Origin of the sequence: Pseudonocardia yunnanensis (genome assembly GCF_039534065.1) — a bacterium.
In the GTDB taxonomy this organism is placed as follows: domain Bacteria; phylum Actinomycetota; class Actinomycetes; order Mycobacteriales; family Pseudonocardiaceae; genus Pseudonocardia; species Pseudonocardia yunnanensis.
In genome coordinates this window covers 286,715-304,505 of sequence record NZ_BAAAUS010000006.1, presented here as the reverse complement: position 1 = coordinate 304,505, position 17,791 = coordinate 286,715, and the positions used below count along the sequence as shown (strand labels likewise).

The window sequence follows — 17,791 nt, the reverse complement described above, 5'->3', positions numbered from 1 at the left end:
AGCGGCCTCGATGACAGCTGTCATCAACTTCGGGCGTTGGTCTCGATACGTCCGATACGTTCGGGCCGTGGAGATCTCGCAGCCGCTGCCCGGAGCGGAGGAGCGCACCGTCCGCGCCGCCCGCCGCTTCGGCCGGATCGGGCTGTTGATGACCATCGCCTGGCTGCTCGTGGTGCCGATGTCGATGACGCTGACCGGCTGGCCGCCCGCCGGGTACACCGCATCGCTGCTGGCCCTCTTCGTCGTCGCGCTGTGCCTGCACGTGTGGCGGATCCGCGAGCTGACGAAGTCACTCGGCAGGCAGGCGCCCGCCTGGTTCATGATCGTTGCGGCGGCCGTCGGGCTGGCCGTGTCGCTCGTGGCGCTCGCGGGGAGCCCGGTCGGGTTCTTCTGGGCGCTGGTCAGCGGGGTACTGCTCGGCGACATCGTCGGGGGCTTGCGGGCCCGCTGGACCGTCGTCTGGGTACTCGGTGCGGTCGGCGTGCTGTTCGGGTCCGGTTACCTGGTGATGCTCCAGGCCTTCGGCGAGGCGCAGGAGCGGTCGTCGTCCGTTCTGTTCTACGTCGCCGGACTCGCCGCGTTCTTCGTCGGCTCGATGTGGACCCTCGACTTCGAGCGGCTCTGGTGGCTCAAGGCGGTCACCGACCTGGACGACTCGCGGCGCATCGCCGCCGAGCTCGCCACGGCCCGCGAGCGGCTGCGACTGGCCGACGACCTGCACGACATCCTCGGTCACGCGCTGGAGGTCGTGGCGTTCAAGAGCGAGCTGGCGTCGAGGCTGCAGGTGGCCGATCCGGAACGTGCCCGCTCGGAGATGGAGGAGGTGCAGCGGGTGGCCCGCGAGTCGCTGAGCGAGGTGCGCGCTCTGGTGCGCGACACGCGTTCGACCGACCTCGTCACGGAGCTGGCGGGGGCCCGGGCGGTGCTCGAGTCTGCGGGGGTCACGCTGGTGGTCCGGGGCGACCCCACCGCGCTCGGACCGACCGCGCGCAACGTGCTGGGCCGGGTGTTGCGGGAGGCGATGACGAACGTGCTGCGCCACGCCCAGCCGAACCACTGCACGATCGAGATCGACGTCACCGACGGACACGCTCGGCTGCGCGTGGAGAACGACGGTGCTCTGCCTGCCGAGGGCGCGCCGCCGGGCACGGGCCTGAACGCGCTGGGCCGGTACCTCGACGAGCACGCCGGCCGGCTCGACGCCGGGCCCGGCCCCGACGGCACCTTCCACGTCGACGCGGTGCTGCCCGGGGCCGCACGGTGACCACGGAGAGCGCCCCCGGACGTCCCGCTGACCCCGCTCGGATCCGGCTCGTGCTGGCCGACGACGAGTCCCTCACCCGGGGCGCGGTGAGCGCTCTGCTGGGCCTGGAGCCCGATCTCGTCGTCGTCGGCGAGGCCGCCACCGGGGACGAGGCCATCGCCCGCGTGCAGCAGCACCACCCCGACGTCGCCGTGCTGGACGTCGAGATGCCGGGCCGGGACGGATCCGAGGTGGCCCAGTGGATAGCGGCCAACCAACCGTCGACGCGCTGCATCATCCTCACCCGCCATGCCCGGCCGGGCGTGCTGCGCCGCGCGCTCGTCGCGGGCGCGGCGGGCTTCGTCACGAAGAGCGCTCCCGCCAGCGTGCTCGCCGACGTCATCCGCCGGGTGCACGGCGGTGGCCGCTACGTCGACCCCGAGCTCGCCATGACGGCGCTGATGACGGAGGAGTGCCCCCTCACCGGGCGCGAGCTCGAGGTGCTGCGCGCCGTCGACGGGCCCGGCACGGCCGCCGACATCGCGCGGCGCGTGCACCTCTCGCCCGGCACCGTGCGCAACTACCTGTCGTCGGCGATGCAGAAGCTCGGCGTCGGGACCCGCATGGAAGCGGTGGAACGGGCGCGCGACCGCGGCTGGCTCTGACTAGTCACCTGGTGGCGCGGTAGAAGCCGACACCGAGCCTGCCGCGGCCGCATTCGGCCACGTCCGTCAGACCGGCCTCGCGCATCCGCGTGGGGACCTGGTCCCCCACGTTGCCGTGCAGCCGTCTGTTCCGGCCCACCCATCGGCTGAACAAGCCGTGGGGCTCCCCGGCGAAGTCGACGAGGTGCAGGCGCCCGCCCGGTCGCAGCACACGCCGCACTTCGGTCAGGGCGCGCTCCTTCACGGCCTCGTCGAGGTGGTGGAACATCAGGGCGGACAGCACCCGGTCGACGCTGCCGTCCGGATAGGGCAGCTCTCCGGCACTCCCGAGGTCCCACTGGACGTCGAGCCCGTCACGAGCGGCCTTCCGCCGGGCGCGGCCGAGCGCGAGCGGGTCGGGGTCGAGCCCGGCGACATTCGCCTGCGGGTGCCGGCGCTTGACGAGCAGCGCGAGGTTGCCCGTGCCGGTGCCGATCTCCAGCACCTGATGGCCCGGTGCGATCCCGGCCTGGTCGGCCAGCCTGCGGTGCATGGACCGCACGCCCAGCAGCCGGGTGAAGGGGTCGTAGAGGGGCAGCAGCCCGTCGTGCCCCATCGCGGGGAGGTAGCTGTGTCCGTGCCCCCTGTGTAGCGGTGCAGGCTCGCTCATGGTGATGCCCCCTGATTCATGCGACGATCCTTCGGTGTCCTCCCCGAGTCTGAAACGAGATCCACCTGCAGCCAAGGACGGTTCTTCGGGAGCAGTAGCACGATCTTCGGCACCATCGACAGCTGTGGTCGGCACGGTGGGCCAGGGCGTCCCTCTCTACGCCTACGTCCGGCTACCCGGAGTGCCGCCCGTCAGCGTGCTGCGCTGGGGTGAGGTGCTGCGCCACGACGTGCAGGAGCGCTTGCGTCCCCACGCGCACGACTTCCTCGCGCTCATCTACGTGGAGCGCGGAGGTGGTTCCTTCCGCGTGGACGGCCGCGAGTGGCCGCTCGGCACCGGTGACCTGTTCCTGGTGGCGCCCGGTGAGGTGGTGACTCCCGGCGAGGGCACCGACGGCGAGCACGGCGCGGCCTGGGCGGTGTTCTTCCCCCCGGACGTGGTCGAGCCGAGCCTTCCCGGCGCCTTCCTCTCCTGGCGTGCGCACCCCCTGCTCTTCCCATTCGTGCGGGGCGTGGTGGGTGGTGCGCAGCGGCTCCACGTGCCCTCCGCCGAGCGCGCAGGGTTCTCCGAGCGCCTGGCCGCGCTGGAGCGTGAGCTCCGTGAGCGGCATGACGGCTACAACGAGGCCGTTCTGGCGCATCTCACGCTCGTGCTCGTGGCCGTCTCCCGGCTGGCCGCCGACGTTTCCGGTGACCTCATGCTGCGGGACGAGCCGATGCTCGCCGCGGTCTTCGACGTCATCGAGGAGAGCTATCGGCGTCCCATCTCGTTGAGCGACGTCGCGCGCGCCGTCGGCCTCACACCCGGCCACCTCACCACCGTGGTCGGACGGAAGACGGGCCGCACCGTCCAGCAGTGGATCACCGAGCGACGGATGAGGGAGGCGCGCCGTCTCCTCGCGGAGACCGACCTCACCGTCGAGGCGATCGGCGCCAGGATCGGCTACCGCGACGCCAGCTACTTCATCAAGCGGTTCCGGCGCAGCCACGGCTCCGCACCGCAGGAGTGGCGCCGAGCGGGCCGCAGCAGCTGACTCAGCGCGATTGCTGGGACACGGACAGTCCGAGCAGTAGATTCCGATACCGATGGATCCGCGACGTCCCACCCCGCCTCCGTGGCTGCCCGCGGCGCGTCCGCAGGTTCCCCCACCGGCCGCCTCCGAGCCCCCGCCGCCCGCTCCGCCTCCCGGGCCGCCCGCCCGTCCGCGGTTCGACTGGCGTCGGCTCGCCCGCTCGCGGCGAGGTGCTGCCGGCCTCGCCATCCTCGCCGCTGCCCTGCTGCTGTGGCCGTTTTCGGGACTGTCGTGGATCCCCTGGCTGGCGGGGCTCGGAGCACTCATCGTCCTGCGGATACTGCGGCTGGACGGGCTGCTGCGCGGATGGGACCTGCCCCTCGCGGGCCTGGTGGTCGTCGTCGGGCTGATGATGAGCACCGGCCCCTGGGCATGGGCGCTCGCGGCGAGCATCGGGGTGCTGATCGCGGGGCTCGTTCGGCTGCCGGCCTGGCGGCTGGCGGCGGCGGGTGGGGTGCTGTGCCTGATCACCGGCGTCGGTTTCGCGGTGACCAATCTTGCGCAACAGCAGCAGGCCGCTGCGTCGTACGAGGTGACGCAACAGCTGAACAGAGCTGATCAGGGGGCGCCGCGGCCGCAGAGTGTGCTGCCGTCGTTGCTCAACCGGATCGCCATGGGCAGTCCGGGCGCCGTGTGCGACAACCTGCTGAGCGAGCCGGCCCGCACGCCCTTTGCCGCTTCCGTCGGACAGCCCGACTGTGCTGCCGCGGTCATGGCGCTCGCGGCTCGCGTGTCGGACCGCATCCGGTATGCCCAGGCCGAGATCCCCTCGGTGCCCACCGCCACGGGGATCGAAGCCGACGCGTGCAACATGAGCTGGGGTTCGGGTGCGCAGGCAGGGCCGCAGATCGGCCACTTCACCATCGGCCCCGTGGCGCCGTCGCGCTACGTCGTGACCGGCTTCCGTCCCTGCTGAGACCGGTCACGACGTAGCGGCTGGTCAGTCCCCGCCCGAGCCGGACTCCTGCGAGGCGGCGCCCTCGGGTCGCGCGCTCTTCGGCTCGGCGCCGTTGGTGGCGCCGTCCGCCGAGTTGTGGGGCGAGCCCGCGCCGACGGCGTCCACCGAACCGTTGGTGTCGGCGGCCGTCGCGTCGCCACGCCGAACCGAAGCGAGCAACATCTGGGAGACGTCGAGGATCTCGACGCCCGCGCCCTTGTCCTCGCTCTGGCGCTGGGTCAGGCCGTCGGAGAACATCACGCGGCAGAACGGGCAGCCGGTGGCGATCTTCTCCGCGCCGGTGCCGAGCGCCTCGTCCACGCGTTCGAGGTTGACGCGCTTCCCGATCTTCTCCTCCATCCACATGCGGGCGCCGCCTGCGCCGCAGCAGAAGGACCGGTCGGCGTGCCGGGGCATCTCGTTGAGCTTCACGCCCGCGGCTCCGACGAGCTCGCGCGGCTCCTCGTAGATCTCGTTGTGGCGGCCCAGGTAGCACGGGTCGTGGTAGGTGACGTCGGTCATCGCCCCGTCGGGCGCGGCGACCGGGACGAGCTTGCCCTCGCGCACCAGCTTGTTGAGCAGCTGCGTGTGGTGCACCACCTCGTAGTGCCCGTCGAGCTGCGGGTACTCGCGGCCGAGGGTGTTGAGGCAGTGCGGGCAGGTGGTGACGATCTTCCGGGTGCCCGGCTCGCGGCCCTCGAACACCGCGTTGAGGACCTCGACGTTCTGCTGGGCGAGCATCTGGAACAGGAACTCGTTGCCCGAGCGGCGGGCTGGGTCGCCGGTGCAGCTCTCTTCCGGCCCGAGCACGACGTACCCGACGTCGGCCCGGTGGAGCAGTTCCGCGGTGGCCCGCACCGTCTTCTTGGCGTTGTCGTCGAACGCGCCTGCACAGCCGACCCAGAACAGGTACTCGGTGTCGGCGGACAGCTCGCCGTCGAAGACCGGCACCTCGAAGTCGAGGCTCTTGGTCCAGTCGAGCCGGTCCTTGGCGTTCTGACCCCAGGGGTTGCCCTTGTTCTCCAGGTTGCGGAACAGCACGCCGAGCTCGGACGGGAACTCCGACTCGATGAGCACCTGGTTGCGGCGCATGTCGACGATGTGGTCGACGTGCTCGATGTCCACCGGGCACTGCTCGACGCACGCGCCGCACGTGGTGCAGGACCACAGCACGTCCGGGTCGATGACGCCACCCTGTTCCAGCGTGCCGACCAGCGGGCGCAGCGCCTGCTCGGGACCGGAGCCGGGCACGCGGGGGAAGCCCGCCTCGGGGACGGCGTGTCCCTTCTCCTCACCGGCGAGCTCCAGCGACCCGCCCTCGGGCACCTCCTTGCCGCCGATGATGTACGGCGCCTTGGCGAGCAGGTGGTCGCGCAGGTCCATGATCACGAGCTTCGGCGAGAGCGGCTTGCCGGTGTTCCACGCCGGGCACTGGCTCTGGCAGCGACCGCACTCGGTGCAGGTCGCGAAGTCGAGCATGCCCTTCCAGGTGAAGTCCTCGATCTTGCCGCGGCCGAACACGTCGTCCTCGCCAGGGTCCTCGAAGTCGATCGGCTTGCCGTTCGAGGTCATGACGGGCAGCGGGCCCAGCGCCTTGGGCAGGCGCTTGGCCGAGACGTTGATCGGCGCAATGAAGATGTGCAGGTGCTTGCTGTAGGCGATGATCACCGTGAAGGCGAGCATCACGCCGATGTGCAGCAGCAACCCGACGCTCTCGATCACCTCGAGCGTGCCCGTGGACAGCCCGCCGAACAGGTGGCCGACGCCGATCGATACGAACGCCCCCGAGGTGTAGGGGAAGACGCCGAGTGCGGAGGACGCGCCGCGGAAGAAGAACAGCGTCCACAGCACGTTGAAGATCATGAAGAGGATCAGCCACGCGCCGCCGGTGTGGGAGCCGTAGAACCGGGAGGCCCGCGCCTCACGCTCCGGGGCGTTGCGCAGCCGGATCACCGAGAAGACGACGAGGGAGATCAGTGCGGCGGCGGCGATGAAGTCCTGCAGGAACCCGAGCACCGGCGAACGTCCGATGAGCGGGATGTGGAAGTCGTGGTCGAACAGCGCCCCGTACGCCTCGATGTAGACAGTGATCAAGATCACAAAAGCCCAGAACGTGAAGAAGTGGGCCAATCCGGGCACCGACCACCGCAGCAGCTTGCGCTGCCCGAACACCTCGACGAGCTGGGCCCGCAGCCGCGCGCCGAGCTCGTCCTTGCGGTCGTGTGCCGGCTGGCCGGACATGATCAGGCGATAGAGCCAGAACGCCCGACGGCCGGACACCGCCAGGGCGGCCACTGTCATGGCCAGTCCGATGACCAGTCTGACAACCACAGTCTTCCTCCCAGGGCCGGCGCGGCGAGCGGGGGCCGCGGGCCGCCCGCGAGCAGGGTAGACCGCTGGCCCCTACTTGCCACCGGGAACGATAGGGCCGATCAGGGCCAACTTACCGGCCGGTAACGGCTTGTGCGATCCACCACGTGATGACCCGAAACTGCTGCTCGCCGTGCCCGTTTCTGATGGACCATCACTCGATCGGTACAGATAGTCGGACCACCAACAAAGCCCTGGTCAGTCACCCTGTCGGCGGTGTCGGTGGCACTTGGTGCAACCTCATGACCGCCGTGCGGGCGACCTACTATGCTCCGGCTGGTCAGCATGGTCTACTCAACGCGGGATAGCTGAGCCCACACGTTCGGGTATCCACGAGCTCGGGGGGTCTGGTACCGGCAGCCTCGGGTGGGTACCGCCGCAAGGAGGAGCCGTATGACCGGACCAGAGGTGCTTGCGCTGTATGCGCAGGAGAGCCTGAGCACCACCGGTCTTCAGGGGTGGATCCAGAACAATATCGTCCCACTCGTACTGCTCGCCATCGCAATCATCCTTCTATGGATCGGTGGGCGGGGCGACAACGCCGGCGTGGCGCGGCGCAGTGTCGGGCTTCTGATCGGTCTGGTCGCGCTCGGCATCGCCGTCTCGGGTAACGGCCCGCAGATCGGTAATTTCCTCGCAAGCCTTCTCGTCGGGTGACCAGTTGCTCGTTCGCACCGACGACGAGATCTACCGCGTCGACTCCGTCTGGCTCGGTCCGCCGCGGGCCACGTTCCCGTGGCGTGCGCGCTACGTCAGCTACGGCGTCGGCCTCCTCGTCATGATCGGCGTCATGTTCCTGCAGCGGCGGGTCGGCATCGGGCTCGACTTCTTCTCCGTCGCGTGGGCGCTCGTGATCACCATCGTCATCACTCGTTTCATCGGCAAGCGCATCAACTACGAACGACCCCTCGGGCAGGTTGTGGAGCTCTTCCGTCACGAGATCACCGGACCGCGGGCGCGCACGGCCATCGGGGGTGGCGAGGTTCGCTCCGACCACGTGCGGGTCGGTCCGATCGTCCGGCCTCGCAAGTCGTCGGCGGACCGCGGTTCCCGGCAGTCGGGCCGGACCACGGGCCGGACCACCGGCCGCGCGAAGGGCCGTGCAGCGGCCGGGCGTGGGAAGGGACGGGCACGTGGCGCGACGTGACGCCCGTCGTGACAGGAGTCCCCTGGAGAGACAGCGCGGCAGGCGTCGCGGACGTGCGCTCGCGGGCGAGTCGGGTCTGCCCAAGTACGTGCCCGAGATCGCGCTGCGGTCGATCGAGGGACACCTGACGCGCACCGGCACCCAGGTGATGGCCTGGTACCGGCTCTCGGCCCAGGCCTGGAGTTTCCGCAGCGACTCCCAGCGCGAGGTGCTGATCCGGCAGATCGCTGCGCAGCTCGGGGAGCTACAGGGCCGCTGGCTGCACCTGCGCGTCACCACACGGCCCTACCCCGTGCACATGTGGGCGGAGTCGTTCGACCACAACGCGATGGGCCGCCTGCCCGACGTCGCCGGTGCCCTGGGCTGGGACGGGTTCCTCGAGGGTGAACAGCGGCACCTCATGGGACTGTCGATGTCGGACAAGGAGGTCTTCCTCGGCATCGAGGTCTCCGGACGAGGGATGCTCGATCGCTGGGTGGAGCGCGCCGCGCCGGTGCTGGGCAAGGTCGCGCCCGCCGCGGTGCGTGCCGAGCTCGCCGCGCTGGCCACCGAGGTCGGCCACCTCGACTCGCTCGTGGCGGGAAGCGGGCTGGACGCCGTGCCTGCCTCGGCCGACGACATCGCGTGGCTCATGCATCGCTCGTGTTCGCTGGGTCTGCCCGCTCCGCGCACCCTCTCGGTGGTGCCCGGCGGTGTCACGCGCTGGGAGACCGAGGACCTCGCCGCGTTCACCGACGGCGTCGAGATGTACCAGGAGCCCTACGCGCCCACGGTCCGGGTGATCGGCCGGCTACGCACGCAGACCGTCTCCCGCAACGTCGCGGTGCTGTCGCTCGGGTTGATGGAGGGGCTGCGCATCCCCGAGGTCGACGACCCGTGGATGCAGCATTCCGACCGGCTCCCGTTCCCGGTGGACTGGTCGGCGCGGATCTACGTCCGGCGCCCCGAGGAGGTGGCCGGCGAGCTGCAGCGTCAGATGGGCAAGGTCCGCAGCCAGATCCGGCACTACACACACGACCACGACCTCGATCCGCCGATGTCGCTGGCCCGCCAGGCCGACCGCGTGCTGGAGGTCGAGGACGAGCTGACCACCGGGCTCACCCAGCTCAACACCCGCCTCTACGGCTGGTGGCGGATCGCCGTGGCGGGCAAGGACGAGGCGGAGGCGGTGAGCCGGGCGCAGCAGGTGCTCGACGTCTACCGGCCGAAGGTGCAGATCGAGCACCCGGAGGCGCAGTACCGCTTCGCCCGCGAGTTCATCCCCGGCGAGCCGCTCGCGTCCACCGCCTACCGGCGGCGCGGTTCGGTCACGTGGGCGGCGTCCGCCGTTCCCGCGGCCACCGCGTCGGTCGGCGACCGGCGCGGCATCATGATCGGCGAGACCTGCACGGCCACCCGGCGTCCGGTGGCGTGGGATCCCTGGCTCGCGCAGGAGGTGCGCCGGGCCTCGGGCCTCACCGCCGTGGTCGGCGGGCTGGGATCGGGCAAGTCCTTCCTCACCGGACTGATCGTCTACAAGACACTGCGGTCCGGTGCACGGTGGACGGTGCTCGACCCGTCGGGCCCGCTCGCCGAGCTCACCCGGCTACCCGAGCTCGCCCCGTTCTCCCGGCACATCAACCTGCTCCGCGCCGACCCCGGCATTCTCAACCCGTACCGGGTGGTCGCCGAACCACGCGCCGACCACTTCGCCGACGAGGAGGACCCCGAGCGGGCGTGGCGCCGTGAGCGCTCCCTCGCCGCGGCCACGAGGCGACGGCTCGTCCTGGACGTGCTCACAGGGCTGCTGCCCTACGACGTGGCGCGGATTCCACACACCCGCATCGTGCTGCTCCGCGCGGTGCGGGAGGTCGGTGGCGCCACCGACCGGCACCCGGGCCAGGTGATCGACACGCTGCGCAGGCACGCGCGCGAGGGCGAGGAGCACGCCGGGGTGGTGGCCGACTTCCTGGAGGAGCGCCGCGAGCTTCCCCAGGCGGCGCTGCTGTTCCCCGACACCTCCCGCGACGACCCGTGGCAGGCCGAGCGGGACTACCGCCTCACCGTCCTCACCATGCAGGGGATGACGCTGCCCCGGCCGGGCAGTCCACGGGAGGAGTGGACCGACGGTGAGTCCCTCGCCGTCGAGCTGCTCAACCTGGCGTCCTGGCTCACCCAGCGCACGATCTACGACGCCGACCGCAACCTCCGCAAGGGAGTGGCGCTCGACGAGACCCACTTCCTGTCCCAGGTGCCCACGGGCAAGGTGCTCATCGACCGGCTCGCCCGCGACTCCCGGAAGTTCAACGTCCGCGCGTTGTTCGCCTCCCAGCTCGCCGGCGACCTTCTGCGGGTGTCCGGGTTCGCCTCGCTCGTCAACGCCGTGTTCGTCGGGCGTACCGACGACGAGGAGGCACAGGGCGAGGCATTGCGCCTGCTGAAGGTGCCCACGGGCGTGGGGTACGAGCAGATGCTCGGCACGCTGTCGCCCCGGCCCCGCCACGACGACCGGCCCGACGACACGCCGCGCCAGTTCATCTTCGCCGACGGGCACGGTGGCGTGGAGAAGATCCGGATCGACCTCGAGGCACCGCACCTCGAACACGTCCGTGAGGCTCTCGACACCAACCCCGACGCCAGCAGGGTGAACACCCGAGCCGTGTCGGGCCGCACCGCCGCCGCGGTCCGCGCTCCCGACGAGCCCGCTCCCCGCGGCCCCGCCGTGCCGTCCCACATGCTCCGCTCCGCTCCCGGGCGCGAACGTGACCACGTGATGCTCGGCGACGACCTCGATGACGAGTTCGCCGACATCGACGATCCTGACGACCTGCTCACGGTGAACCGGCCGGACACCGGCTCCACTCGTGGTGCGGTCAACGAACTCCTCGACGACGAGGAACTCGATCTTCTCGGCGACGCCGACAGCGGCGGCGACGACCGACGCCCCACCGACGACAACGGCGGCGGACATTCCGCGAGCCAGGGCCAGGAGCGTGTCCGGGCGGTCGGGGAGGCCCGTCGGTGATGCCCGGGGGGCCTCCACCGGTCGCAGCCTGGCTGCCGGTGGCGCTGGTGCTGGGCGCAGCCGTTCTGGTCGACCTTCGACGCCGGCGCCGTCGCAGGCGTGGTGACGTCCGGCCGCGTCGCCGGGTGGCCCTCGGGATCGTCGTCGGTCTCGTCGCGGGCTCGGTGCTGATCGGGTCGCCTGCCTTCGCGCAGTCGCTGGACTGCAAGGAGTCGCCCGAGCCGGACCGCCCTGGCACCGGACTGGTCGGTTCGCTCGATCCGCCGACCTACGGGGTGGGTGAGCCCGGCAGCGTCTACGACGAGGTCGGGTACGCCGGCCTCGTCTGGCACAACTACGACCTCGGCTGCGCAGGCGCGGTCGTCAACCCGGCCACCAGCACCGACACCTGGCTGGGCAACCAGACCTTCAACGTCGCGAAGTTCCTCGTCGCCGGGGTCAACTGGGCCCACTATCTGATCGCCGACGGCGGAGAGGTGCTCGCCCCGCTCGACCAGCTGATCAGCGATGGCACCCGTGCGATGTACCAAGCCGTGTTCACCACGTTCATCGGCCCGGTGCTGCTGATCCTCGCGGTGCTGCTGCTCGTGCTCGCGCTGCGCGGGGACCTCGCAAGGCAGACGCAGCGCGCCGGGTTCGCGGCGCTCGCCCTCCTCATCGGCTCGGCGGCGTACCTCGCTCCGGTCGACTGGGCGAAGGCGGCCGACCCCCTGCTGCTCAACGGGGTCACCGACATGCAGCAGGGCTTCCTCGGCCAGGTCGGGCTCGGCGATCGGGACACCCTGCCGACCGTGCTGGTCGACCAGGTGATCTACCAGAACTGGCTGCGCGGCGAGTTCGGCTCCCCCGAGGTGCCGCAGGCGAAGGAGCTGGGGCGCGACCTGCTGCGCGCGCAGACGTTCACGAAGCCCGAGGTCGCCGAAGGCCGCGACACGGTGCAGCTCGCCGAGCAGAAGAAGGCCGACTTCGCCGCGCTCGCAGGTCGCATGGGCGACCGGTACTCCTATTTCCAGGGCACGTCCGGGAGCCGCATCGGGGCCGGGCTCCTGGCGGTGGTGCAGGCGCTGTGCATCGCGCTGTTCCAGCTGCTGTCCAAGGTGCTCGTGCTGGTCGCGATGCTGTTGCTGCGGCTTCTGGTGATGACCGCGCCCGCGGTCGCCGTGGTGGCCGTGCTCAAGCCCGACATCCTCCCGGCGGTGCTGCGCGTCGCAGGCGCGGCGATCGTCAACACCCTGGTCGTGGGGGCGCTGGCCGGGCTCCACGCGCTGCTGGTGGTGTCGCTGTTCCGTCCCGGCAGCGGCGTCGATCTCTGGCTCGGGCTGCTCGTCACGGGCGTGGTCACGGTGGTCCTCTGGGCCGTGGCCCGGCCGTTCCGGCGGCTCGTGTCGATGGTGTCGCTCACCCGCGACCAGTTCGGCGGGATCGTGCCGGGGGCGGGCTCCGGGCCGATGTCCCGGGTCTGGCTGCGCATGCGCGGCGGCCCCACCGAGGACCGGCAGTCCCGGTGGTGGAACGAGCGACGCGATGCGGCGTCGGCCTACCCGTATCCCGACGGCGGGCGGCCGGAGGCCGAGCCGGGCATCCGGATCCCCACCCAGCAGGGCGCCCGGCCGGCGCGCAGGCGAGCGGAGTCCGACGCGCCGCCTGCTCCCCTGCTCGTTCCGGCGGCCCGTCGCCCGGCACTCCCCGCCGGGCCCAGCGGTGCGCGCGCCGGTGGGTCGAGGCCGAGCTGGGCCGATCCCGGTGAGGTCGACGACCGCGTGATCTACCGCCGCCCGGACTCCGTGCCGCTGCGCCCGGGCGGAGCGCGTCCGGTGCAGGCCGAACTGGTCGACGGCGTCCCGGTGTACCGCATCTACCGGCCGCGTTCGGCGCCGGCGGCCTACAGCCCGAGCGGCGGGACCAGCCGTGCCGATTAGGTCGCCGCGCGGACGGGCTGCTGCCTACCGCGGGATCTGGCAGTGGCCACTTCAGTCCCCGGCCCGGCTCGTGATCACGGTGATCGTGGTCGTCGCGGTGGCAGGCGGGGTCAGCTTCGGTGTCACCTCGCTGGCCGGCCGCTCGCCCGAGCGAGGCCTGCTCACCGGCCCGGAGTCCCCTTCGAACCCGGCTTCCTCGGCGCCACGGCTCCCGGGATCGCCTGCCGTCCCGCTGACGCCGGCCCCGACGGCGCTACCGCCCGTGCCGGAACTCGAGCCGAAGAACCTGCCGCTGTCGCAAGCCCCGGCGGCCGCCCTCTCGGTGGCGGCCCGCTGGTCCGCCGCGTGGGTGCGGCCACCGGCCGGCACCACCGCCGACGAGTGGCTCGACGGGCTGCGGTCCACCACGACCGACGAGTACCTCGGGGTGCTCAGCGGCGTCGACCCCGGCAACATCCCGGCCACCCGGGTCACGGGGGAGCCGCGCGCGGTGCGGGTCTCCCCGCGTTCGGTGCAGGTCGAGGTGCCCACGGACGCGCTCACGCTGCTCGTCCTCGTGGTCGACACCGACACCGAGGGCTGGCGGGTCGCCGGCTACGACCGGACCTGAGGGCCGTGGACCGGCGATGAACCTGCTCCGGCCGCTGCGGCTCCTCATCCCGTTCGTCGCGATTGCGGCCGCACTGGGGTTGTTCCTCGGAGTCGGGTTCGTCCTGTTCAGCACGGGGAGCGGGGCCGGCCGCTCGCAGTCGTACGGGCCCTGTGACGCCGGGCTCGCCGGGGGCAGCTCCGGAATCCGGGCGAGCAACCTGAGCGACGAGCAGCGGCGCAACGCCGCGATCATCATCCAGACCGCCCGGAACATGGGTGCCCCGCCGCGGGCCTGGCTCGTCGCGCTCGCCACGGCGATGCAGGAGTCCACCCTGCGCAACATCAACTACGGCGACCGGGACTCGCTCGGACTCTTCCAGCAGCGGCCCTCGCAGGGGTGGGGAGCGCCGAGCCAGATCACCGACCCCGTCTACAGCACCACGATCTTCATCCAGCGCCTCCTCGCCGTGCCCGGATGGGCCGACATGCCGGTGACGGTGGCGGCGCAGATCGTGCAGCGCTCGGCCTTCCCCGACGCGTACGCCAAGTGGGAGGGCCTGGCCTCCGATCTCGTCCAGCAGCTTGCTGACGTGAGCGATCCGGCCGGGTGCGGGCAGACGGCGATGCTCCCCCAGGGAGCTGCCGGGGCGGCGATCGCCTTCGCCCTCGACGAGGTCGGGAAGCCCTACGTGTGGGGCGCCACCGGGCCGAACACGTACGACTGCTCCGGCCTGATGTTGCGCGCCTTCCAGTCGGCCGGGATCAACCTCCCGAGGGTGTCGCGTCAGCAGTTCTACGCGGGCGGCCACGTCCCCGTCTCGCAGGCACAGCCGGGGGATCTGCTCTTCTACGCCACCGATCCGTCCGATCCGTCCACCATCCACCACGTGATGCTGTACATGGGCAACGGACAGATGGTGGAGGCGCCGTACACCGGGCAATCAGTGCGGGTGCAGCCCGTGCCGTGGAACTATTCGGAGCTCGTGCCGCTGGCAACTCGCCCGGGTACATCACCGAACCGCGCTTAGGGTCCTGACCGGCGTCCGCGTAAGAGCAGGAGTAGCAATGCCACCCGAACCCTCCGTCCCGGCATCCACGACCCCGCTGCAGGATTACCTCGATCGGCCTGCCCGTGGCGCCAACGACGACTACCTGGTGGTGCCGCGTTCGCTCGCCCAGTCGATGCCGTTGCGGTGGCAGCAGGTGTTCGTGGGGCTGCTCGCCGACCTGCACGACGCCTACGGGGACCTGCCATGGCCCGACTACCTCGTCGTGGCGAGCCGCTGGGAGCTGCTGGTCGACCTGGACGAGGAGCAGCTCGCGGCCGCGGGCTACGTGGCCGACCTCGGCCCGGACGGGGAGCTGGAGTACCGCGACAGCGCAGACCAGGTGGTGCCCGACCCGGAGAACCACCGCGTGCTCGCACCGGTCACCGATCCGCTGCCCCCGGCCTCCGCAGGCCGGATCGAACCGCGCCCTGCCGAGGCCCTGTAGGAGCTGCCGGTCGCCTCCGCGCGACGGAGCGGGAACACCCGCGCCGGGAACCGCGTTGGACGGAACGAGCAAGTTGAGCGGGACCGACTCAAGGGCGCATCGCAGGCCCGGTCGGTACCGTGGAAGACTTGAGCGAACCGAACTCAAGCTACTCGGAGGCAATCACCATGGCTCGTGCGGTCGGCATCGACCTCGGGACCACCAACTCCGTCGTCGCCGTCCTCGAAGGTGGCGAGCCGACGGTCATCGCCAACTCGGAGGGCGCCCGGACCACTCCGTCCGTGGTCGCTTTCGCCCGCAACGGCGAGGTGCTCGTCGGGCAGTCGGCGAAGAACCAGGCCGTGACGAACGTCGACCGGACGATCCGGTCGGTCAAGCGTCACATCGGCACCAACTGGACCACGCCGGACATCGACGGCAAGAAGTACTCCGCGCAGGAGATCAGCGCGCGCGTGCTGCAGAAGCTCAAGCGCGACGCCGAGTCGTACCTGGGCGAGACGATCACCGACGCGGTCATCACCGTCCCCGCCTACTTCGAGGACGCCCAGCGCCAGGCCACCAAGGAGGCCGGCCAGATCGCGGGCCTCAACGTCCTGCGGATCGTCAACGAGCCCACCGCTGCCGCTCTGGCATATGGGCTCGACAAGGGCGAGAAGGAGCAGACCATCCTGGTCTTCGACCTCGGTGGCGGCACGTTCGACGTCTCGCTGCTGGAGATCGGCGAGGGCGTCGTCGAGGTGAAGGCCACCAACGGCGACAACCACCTCGGTGGTGACGACTGGGACGAGCGGATCATCACCTGGCTCGTCGACAAGTTCAAGAACAGCCAGGGCATCGACCTGACCAAGGACAAGATGGCGATGCAGCGGCTGCGTGAGGCCGCTGAGAAGGCCAAGATCGAGCTGTCGAGCCAGTCGACGGCCACGATCAACCTGCCCTACATCACGGTCGACGCCGACAAGAACCCGCTGTTCCTCGACGAGACGCTGTCGCGGGCCGAGTTCCAGCGCATCACCTCCGACCTGCTCGACCGCACCCGTGCGCCGTTCAACCAGGTCGTGAAGGACGCCGGCATCTCCGTCGGCGACATCGACCACGTCGTGCTCGTGGGTGGTTCCACCCGCATGCCGGCCGTCACCGAGCTGGTGAAGGAGCTCACCGGCGGCAAGGAGCCCAACAAGGGCGTCAACCCGGACGAGGTCGTCGCCGTCGGCGCCGCCCTGCAGGCCGGTGTGCTGCGCGGTGAGGTCAAGGACGTCCTGCTGCTCGACGTCACCCCGCTGTCCCTGGGCATCGAGACCAAGGGTGGCGTGATGACCAAGCTCATCGAGCGCAACACCACGATCCCCACCAAGCGGTCGGAGATCTTCACGACGGCCGACGACAACCAGCCGTCCGTGCAGATCCAGGTGTTCCAGGGCGAGCGCGAGATCGCGTCCTACAACAAGAAGCTCGGCATGTTCGAGCTGACCGGCCTGCCGCCGGCCCCGCGTGGCGTGCCGCAGATCGAGGTCTCCTTCGACATCGACGCCAACGGCATCGTCAACGTGTCCGCGAAGGACCTGGGCACCGGCAAGAGCCAGGCCATGACGATCACCGGCGGGTCCGCCCTGGGCAAGGACGAGATCGACCGGATGATGCGTGAGGCCGAGCAGCACGCCGAGGAGGACAAGAAGCGCCGCGAGGAGGCCGAGGTCCGCAACCAGGCCGAGTCGCTCGTCTACCAGACGGAGAAGTTCGTCAAGGAGAACGAGGAGAAGCTCCCGAGCGACGTCAAGGACAGCGTCAACGCTGCTCTCGGTGAGGCGCAGGCCGCGCTGAAGGGCACCGACACCGACGCGATCAAGTCGTCGATGGAGAAGCTCGCCACCGAGTCCCAGAAGATGGGTGCCGCGCTGTATCAGCAGCCGGGTGCCGAGGGTGCCGCCACTCCGGGCGCCGACGGCGGCCAGGCCCAGGGCAGCAGCAGCGCCGACGACGACGTCGTGGACGCCGAGATCGTCGACGAGGACAAGGACAAGAAGTGACCGAACGCGACCACCGCAACGAGCGCAGCGAGAACGGCGCAGAGGGCGAGCGGGTCGTGGTCCGGAACCGGCGCCGGATCGACCCGGTGACCGGTGAGGTGCGCGTCCCGGCCGAGGAGTCGGCCGGGACCGCCCCGGAGGCACCGGCACCGGACACCGCGGCCGACGCCCTCGCGGCTGCGGAGCTCGCCGCCCAGGTCGCCGAGCGCACCGCCGACCTGCAGCGGGTCAGCGCGGAGTACGCCAACTACCGGCGGCGTGTCGACCGCGATCGCGAGAGCGTGCTCGTCGGCGCGCGCGTGCAGTTCGTCTCCGAACTGCTCACCGTGCTCGACGACCTGGACCGCGCCGAAGCGCACGGCGATCTCACCGGCCCGTTCAAGGCCGTTGCCGACAAGCTCGTCGCCGTCGTGCAGAAGCTCGGGCTGGAGCCGTTCGGGCTGGAGGGTGATCCCTTCGACCCGTCGATCCACGAGGCCGTGCAGCACGAGGGCGGTGGGTCCGGCGGACCGACCGTCACGGTGGTCTCGGCGGTTCTCCGCCCCGGCTACCGCATCGCCGACCGCGTACTGCGGCCCGCGATGGTGGCGGTCACCGACCGCCCGGACGACGGCACCACCCAGCCTCCGCTGACCACCACAACTGAACCCGGCCCCGCTGAGGGGCTCTGAAA

At 70.9% G+C, this 17,791-nt stretch carries 15 protein-coding genes; 13 read left to right on the top strand and 2 right to left on the bottom strand.

Going from position 1 to position 17,791, the window contains the following annotated elements; translation table 11 throughout:
• The first annotated feature begins 67 nt into the window (after nt 1–67).
• Together ABD743_RS07655 and ABD743_RS07650 are read left to right on the top strand one after the other, a co-directional pair.
• Entirely contained in the window at nt 68–1,264 is a 1,197-nt protein-coding gene (locus ABD743_RS07655; protein WP_344720187.1) for a sensor histidine kinase, read from the top strand.
• The gene (locus tag ABD743_RS07650) at nt 1,261–1,908 is read left to right on the top strand and encodes a response regulator (protein ID WP_344720185.1); all 648 of its coding nucleotides are present in this window, start codon (nt 1,261–1,263) and stop codon (nt 1,906–1,908) included. The genes ABD743_RS07655 and ABD743_RS07650 overlap by 4 nt, the downstream gene beginning before the upstream one ends.
• 4 nt (nt 1,909–1,912) lie before the next feature.
• Here ABD743_RS07650 and ABD743_RS07645 read toward each other — a convergent pair whose 3' ends face one another.
• Entirely contained in the window at nt 1,913–2,557 is a 645-nt protein-coding gene (locus ABD743_RS07645) for a class I SAM-dependent methyltransferase (RefSeq protein WP_344720183.1), read from the bottom strand.
• Between the two features lie 124 nt (nt 2,558–2,681).
• Here ABD743_RS07645 and ABD743_RS07640 point away from each other — a divergent pair, with 124 nt between their 5' ends.
• Nucleotides 2,682–3,590: a helix-turn-helix transcriptional regulator gene (locus ABD743_RS07640; protein WP_344720182.1), complete on the top strand. Its 909-nt coding sequence runs from the start codon at nt 2,682–2,684 to the stop codon at nt 3,588–3,590.
• 52 nt (nt 3,591–3,642) lie between these two features.
• Nucleotides 3,643–4,545 (top strand): hypothetical protein, encoded by a 903-nt coding sequence (locus ABD743_RS07635; protein ID WP_344720180.1) that lies wholly within the window; start codon nt 3,643–3,645, stop codon nt 4,543–4,545.
• Nucleotides 4,546–4,569: 24 nt separating this feature from the next.
• Here ABD743_RS07635 and ABD743_RS07630 read toward each other — a convergent pair whose 3' ends face one another.
• A complete protein-coding gene (locus ABD743_RS07630; RefSeq protein ID WP_344720178.1) occupies nt 4,570–6,897 on the bottom strand; it encodes a (Fe-S)-binding protein in 2,328 nt (775 codons plus the stop codon).
• 432 nt (nt 6,898–7,329) lie between these two features.
• Here ABD743_RS07630 and ABD743_RS07625 point away from each other — a divergent pair, with 432 nt between their 5' ends.
• From ABD743_RS07625 to grpE, 9 genes are all read left to right on the top strand, one after another.
• Nucleotides 7,330–7,593, top strand: a complete 264-nt coding sequence (locus tag ABD743_RS07625; RefSeq protein WP_241036657.1) for a hypothetical protein — start codon at nt 7,330–7,332, stop codon at nt 7,591–7,593.
• A 4-nt stretch (nt 7,594–7,597) separates the two neighbouring features.
• Nucleotides 7,598–8,083 (top strand): hypothetical protein, encoded by a 486-nt coding sequence (locus ABD743_RS07620; protein ID WP_344720176.1) that lies wholly within the window; start codon nt 7,598–7,600, stop codon nt 8,081–8,083.
• On the top strand, nt 8,070–11,087 hold the full coding sequence (locus tag ABD743_RS07615) for an ATP-binding protein (protein WP_344720174.1): 3,018 nt from the start codon (nt 8,070–8,072) through the stop codon (nt 11,085–11,087). Before ABD743_RS07620 ends, ABD743_RS07615 begins: the two co-directional genes overlap by 14 nt.
• A complete protein-coding gene (locus ABD743_RS07610; RefSeq protein ID WP_344720172.1) occupies nt 11,087–13,006 on the top strand; it encodes a hypothetical protein in 1,920 nt (639 codons plus the stop codon). The genes ABD743_RS07615 and ABD743_RS07610 overlap by 1 nt, the downstream gene beginning before the upstream one ends.
• A complete protein-coding gene (locus ABD743_RS07605; RefSeq protein ID WP_344720171.1) occupies nt 12,996–13,616 on the top strand; it encodes a hypothetical protein in 621 nt (206 codons plus the stop codon). The genes ABD743_RS07610 and ABD743_RS07605 overlap by 11 nt, the downstream gene beginning before the upstream one ends.
• Nucleotides 13,617–13,632: 16 nt before the next feature.
• Complete coding sequence (locus ABD743_RS07600; RefSeq protein WP_344720170.1) at nt 13,633–14,625, top strand: C40 family peptidase; 993 nt, start codon at nt 13,633–13,635, stop codon at nt 14,623–14,625.
• A gap of 37 nt (nt 14,626–14,662) precedes the next feature.
• Nucleotides 14,663–15,091 carry a hypothetical protein gene (locus tag ABD743_RS07595; protein ID WP_344720169.1) on the top strand — a complete coding sequence of 143 codons (429 nt, stop codon included), beginning with the start codon at nt 14,663–14,665 and terminating at the stop codon, nt 15,089–15,091.
• Between the two features lie 167 nt (nt 15,092–15,258).
• Nucleotides 15,259–17,118 carry a molecular chaperone DnaK gene (gene dnaK, locus ABD743_RS07590; protein WP_344720740.1) on the top strand — a complete coding sequence of 620 codons (1,860 nt, stop codon included), beginning with the start codon at nt 15,259–15,261 and terminating at the stop codon, nt 17,116–17,118.
• Nucleotides 17,115–17,789, top strand: a complete 675-nt coding sequence (gene grpE / locus ABD743_RS07585) for a nucleotide exchange factor GrpE (protein ID WP_344720168.1) — start codon at nt 17,115–17,117, stop codon at nt 17,787–17,789. The genes dnaK and grpE overlap by 4 nt, the downstream gene beginning before the upstream one ends.
• Nucleotides 17,790–17,791 lie beyond the last annotated feature (2 nt).

What these genes read in the sequence shown, in the direction of transcription:
- ABD743_RS07645 (WP_344720183.1), bottom strand. Translation starts at nt 2,557, where the DNA reads ATGAGCGAGCCTGCACCGCTACACAGGGGGCACGGACACAGCTACCTC.
- ABD743_RS07635 (WP_344720180.1), top strand. Translation starts at nt 3,643, where the DNA reads ATGGATCCGCGACGTCCCACCCCGCCTCCGTGGCTGCCCGCGGCGCGT.
- ABD743_RS07625 (WP_241036657.1), top strand. Translation starts at nt 7,330, where the DNA reads ATGACCGGACCAGAGGTGCTTGCGCTGTATGCGCAGGAGAGCCTGAGC.
- ABD743_RS07610 (WP_344720172.1), top strand. Translation starts at nt 11,087, where the DNA reads ATGCCCGGGGGGCCTCCACCGGTCGCAGCCTGGCTGCCGGTGGCGCTG.
- ABD743_RS07600 (WP_344720170.1), top strand. Translation starts at nt 13,633, where the DNA reads ATGAACCTGCTCCGGCCGCTGCGGCTCCTCATCCCGTTCGTCGCGATT.
- ABD743_RS07595 (WP_344720169.1), top strand. Translation starts at nt 14,663, where the DNA reads ATGCCACCCGAACCCTCCGTCCCGGCATCCACGACCCCGCTGCAGGAT.
- dnaK (WP_344720740.1), top strand. Translation starts at nt 15,259, where the DNA reads ATGGCTCGTGCGGTCGGCATCGACCTCGGGACCACCAACTCCGTCGTC.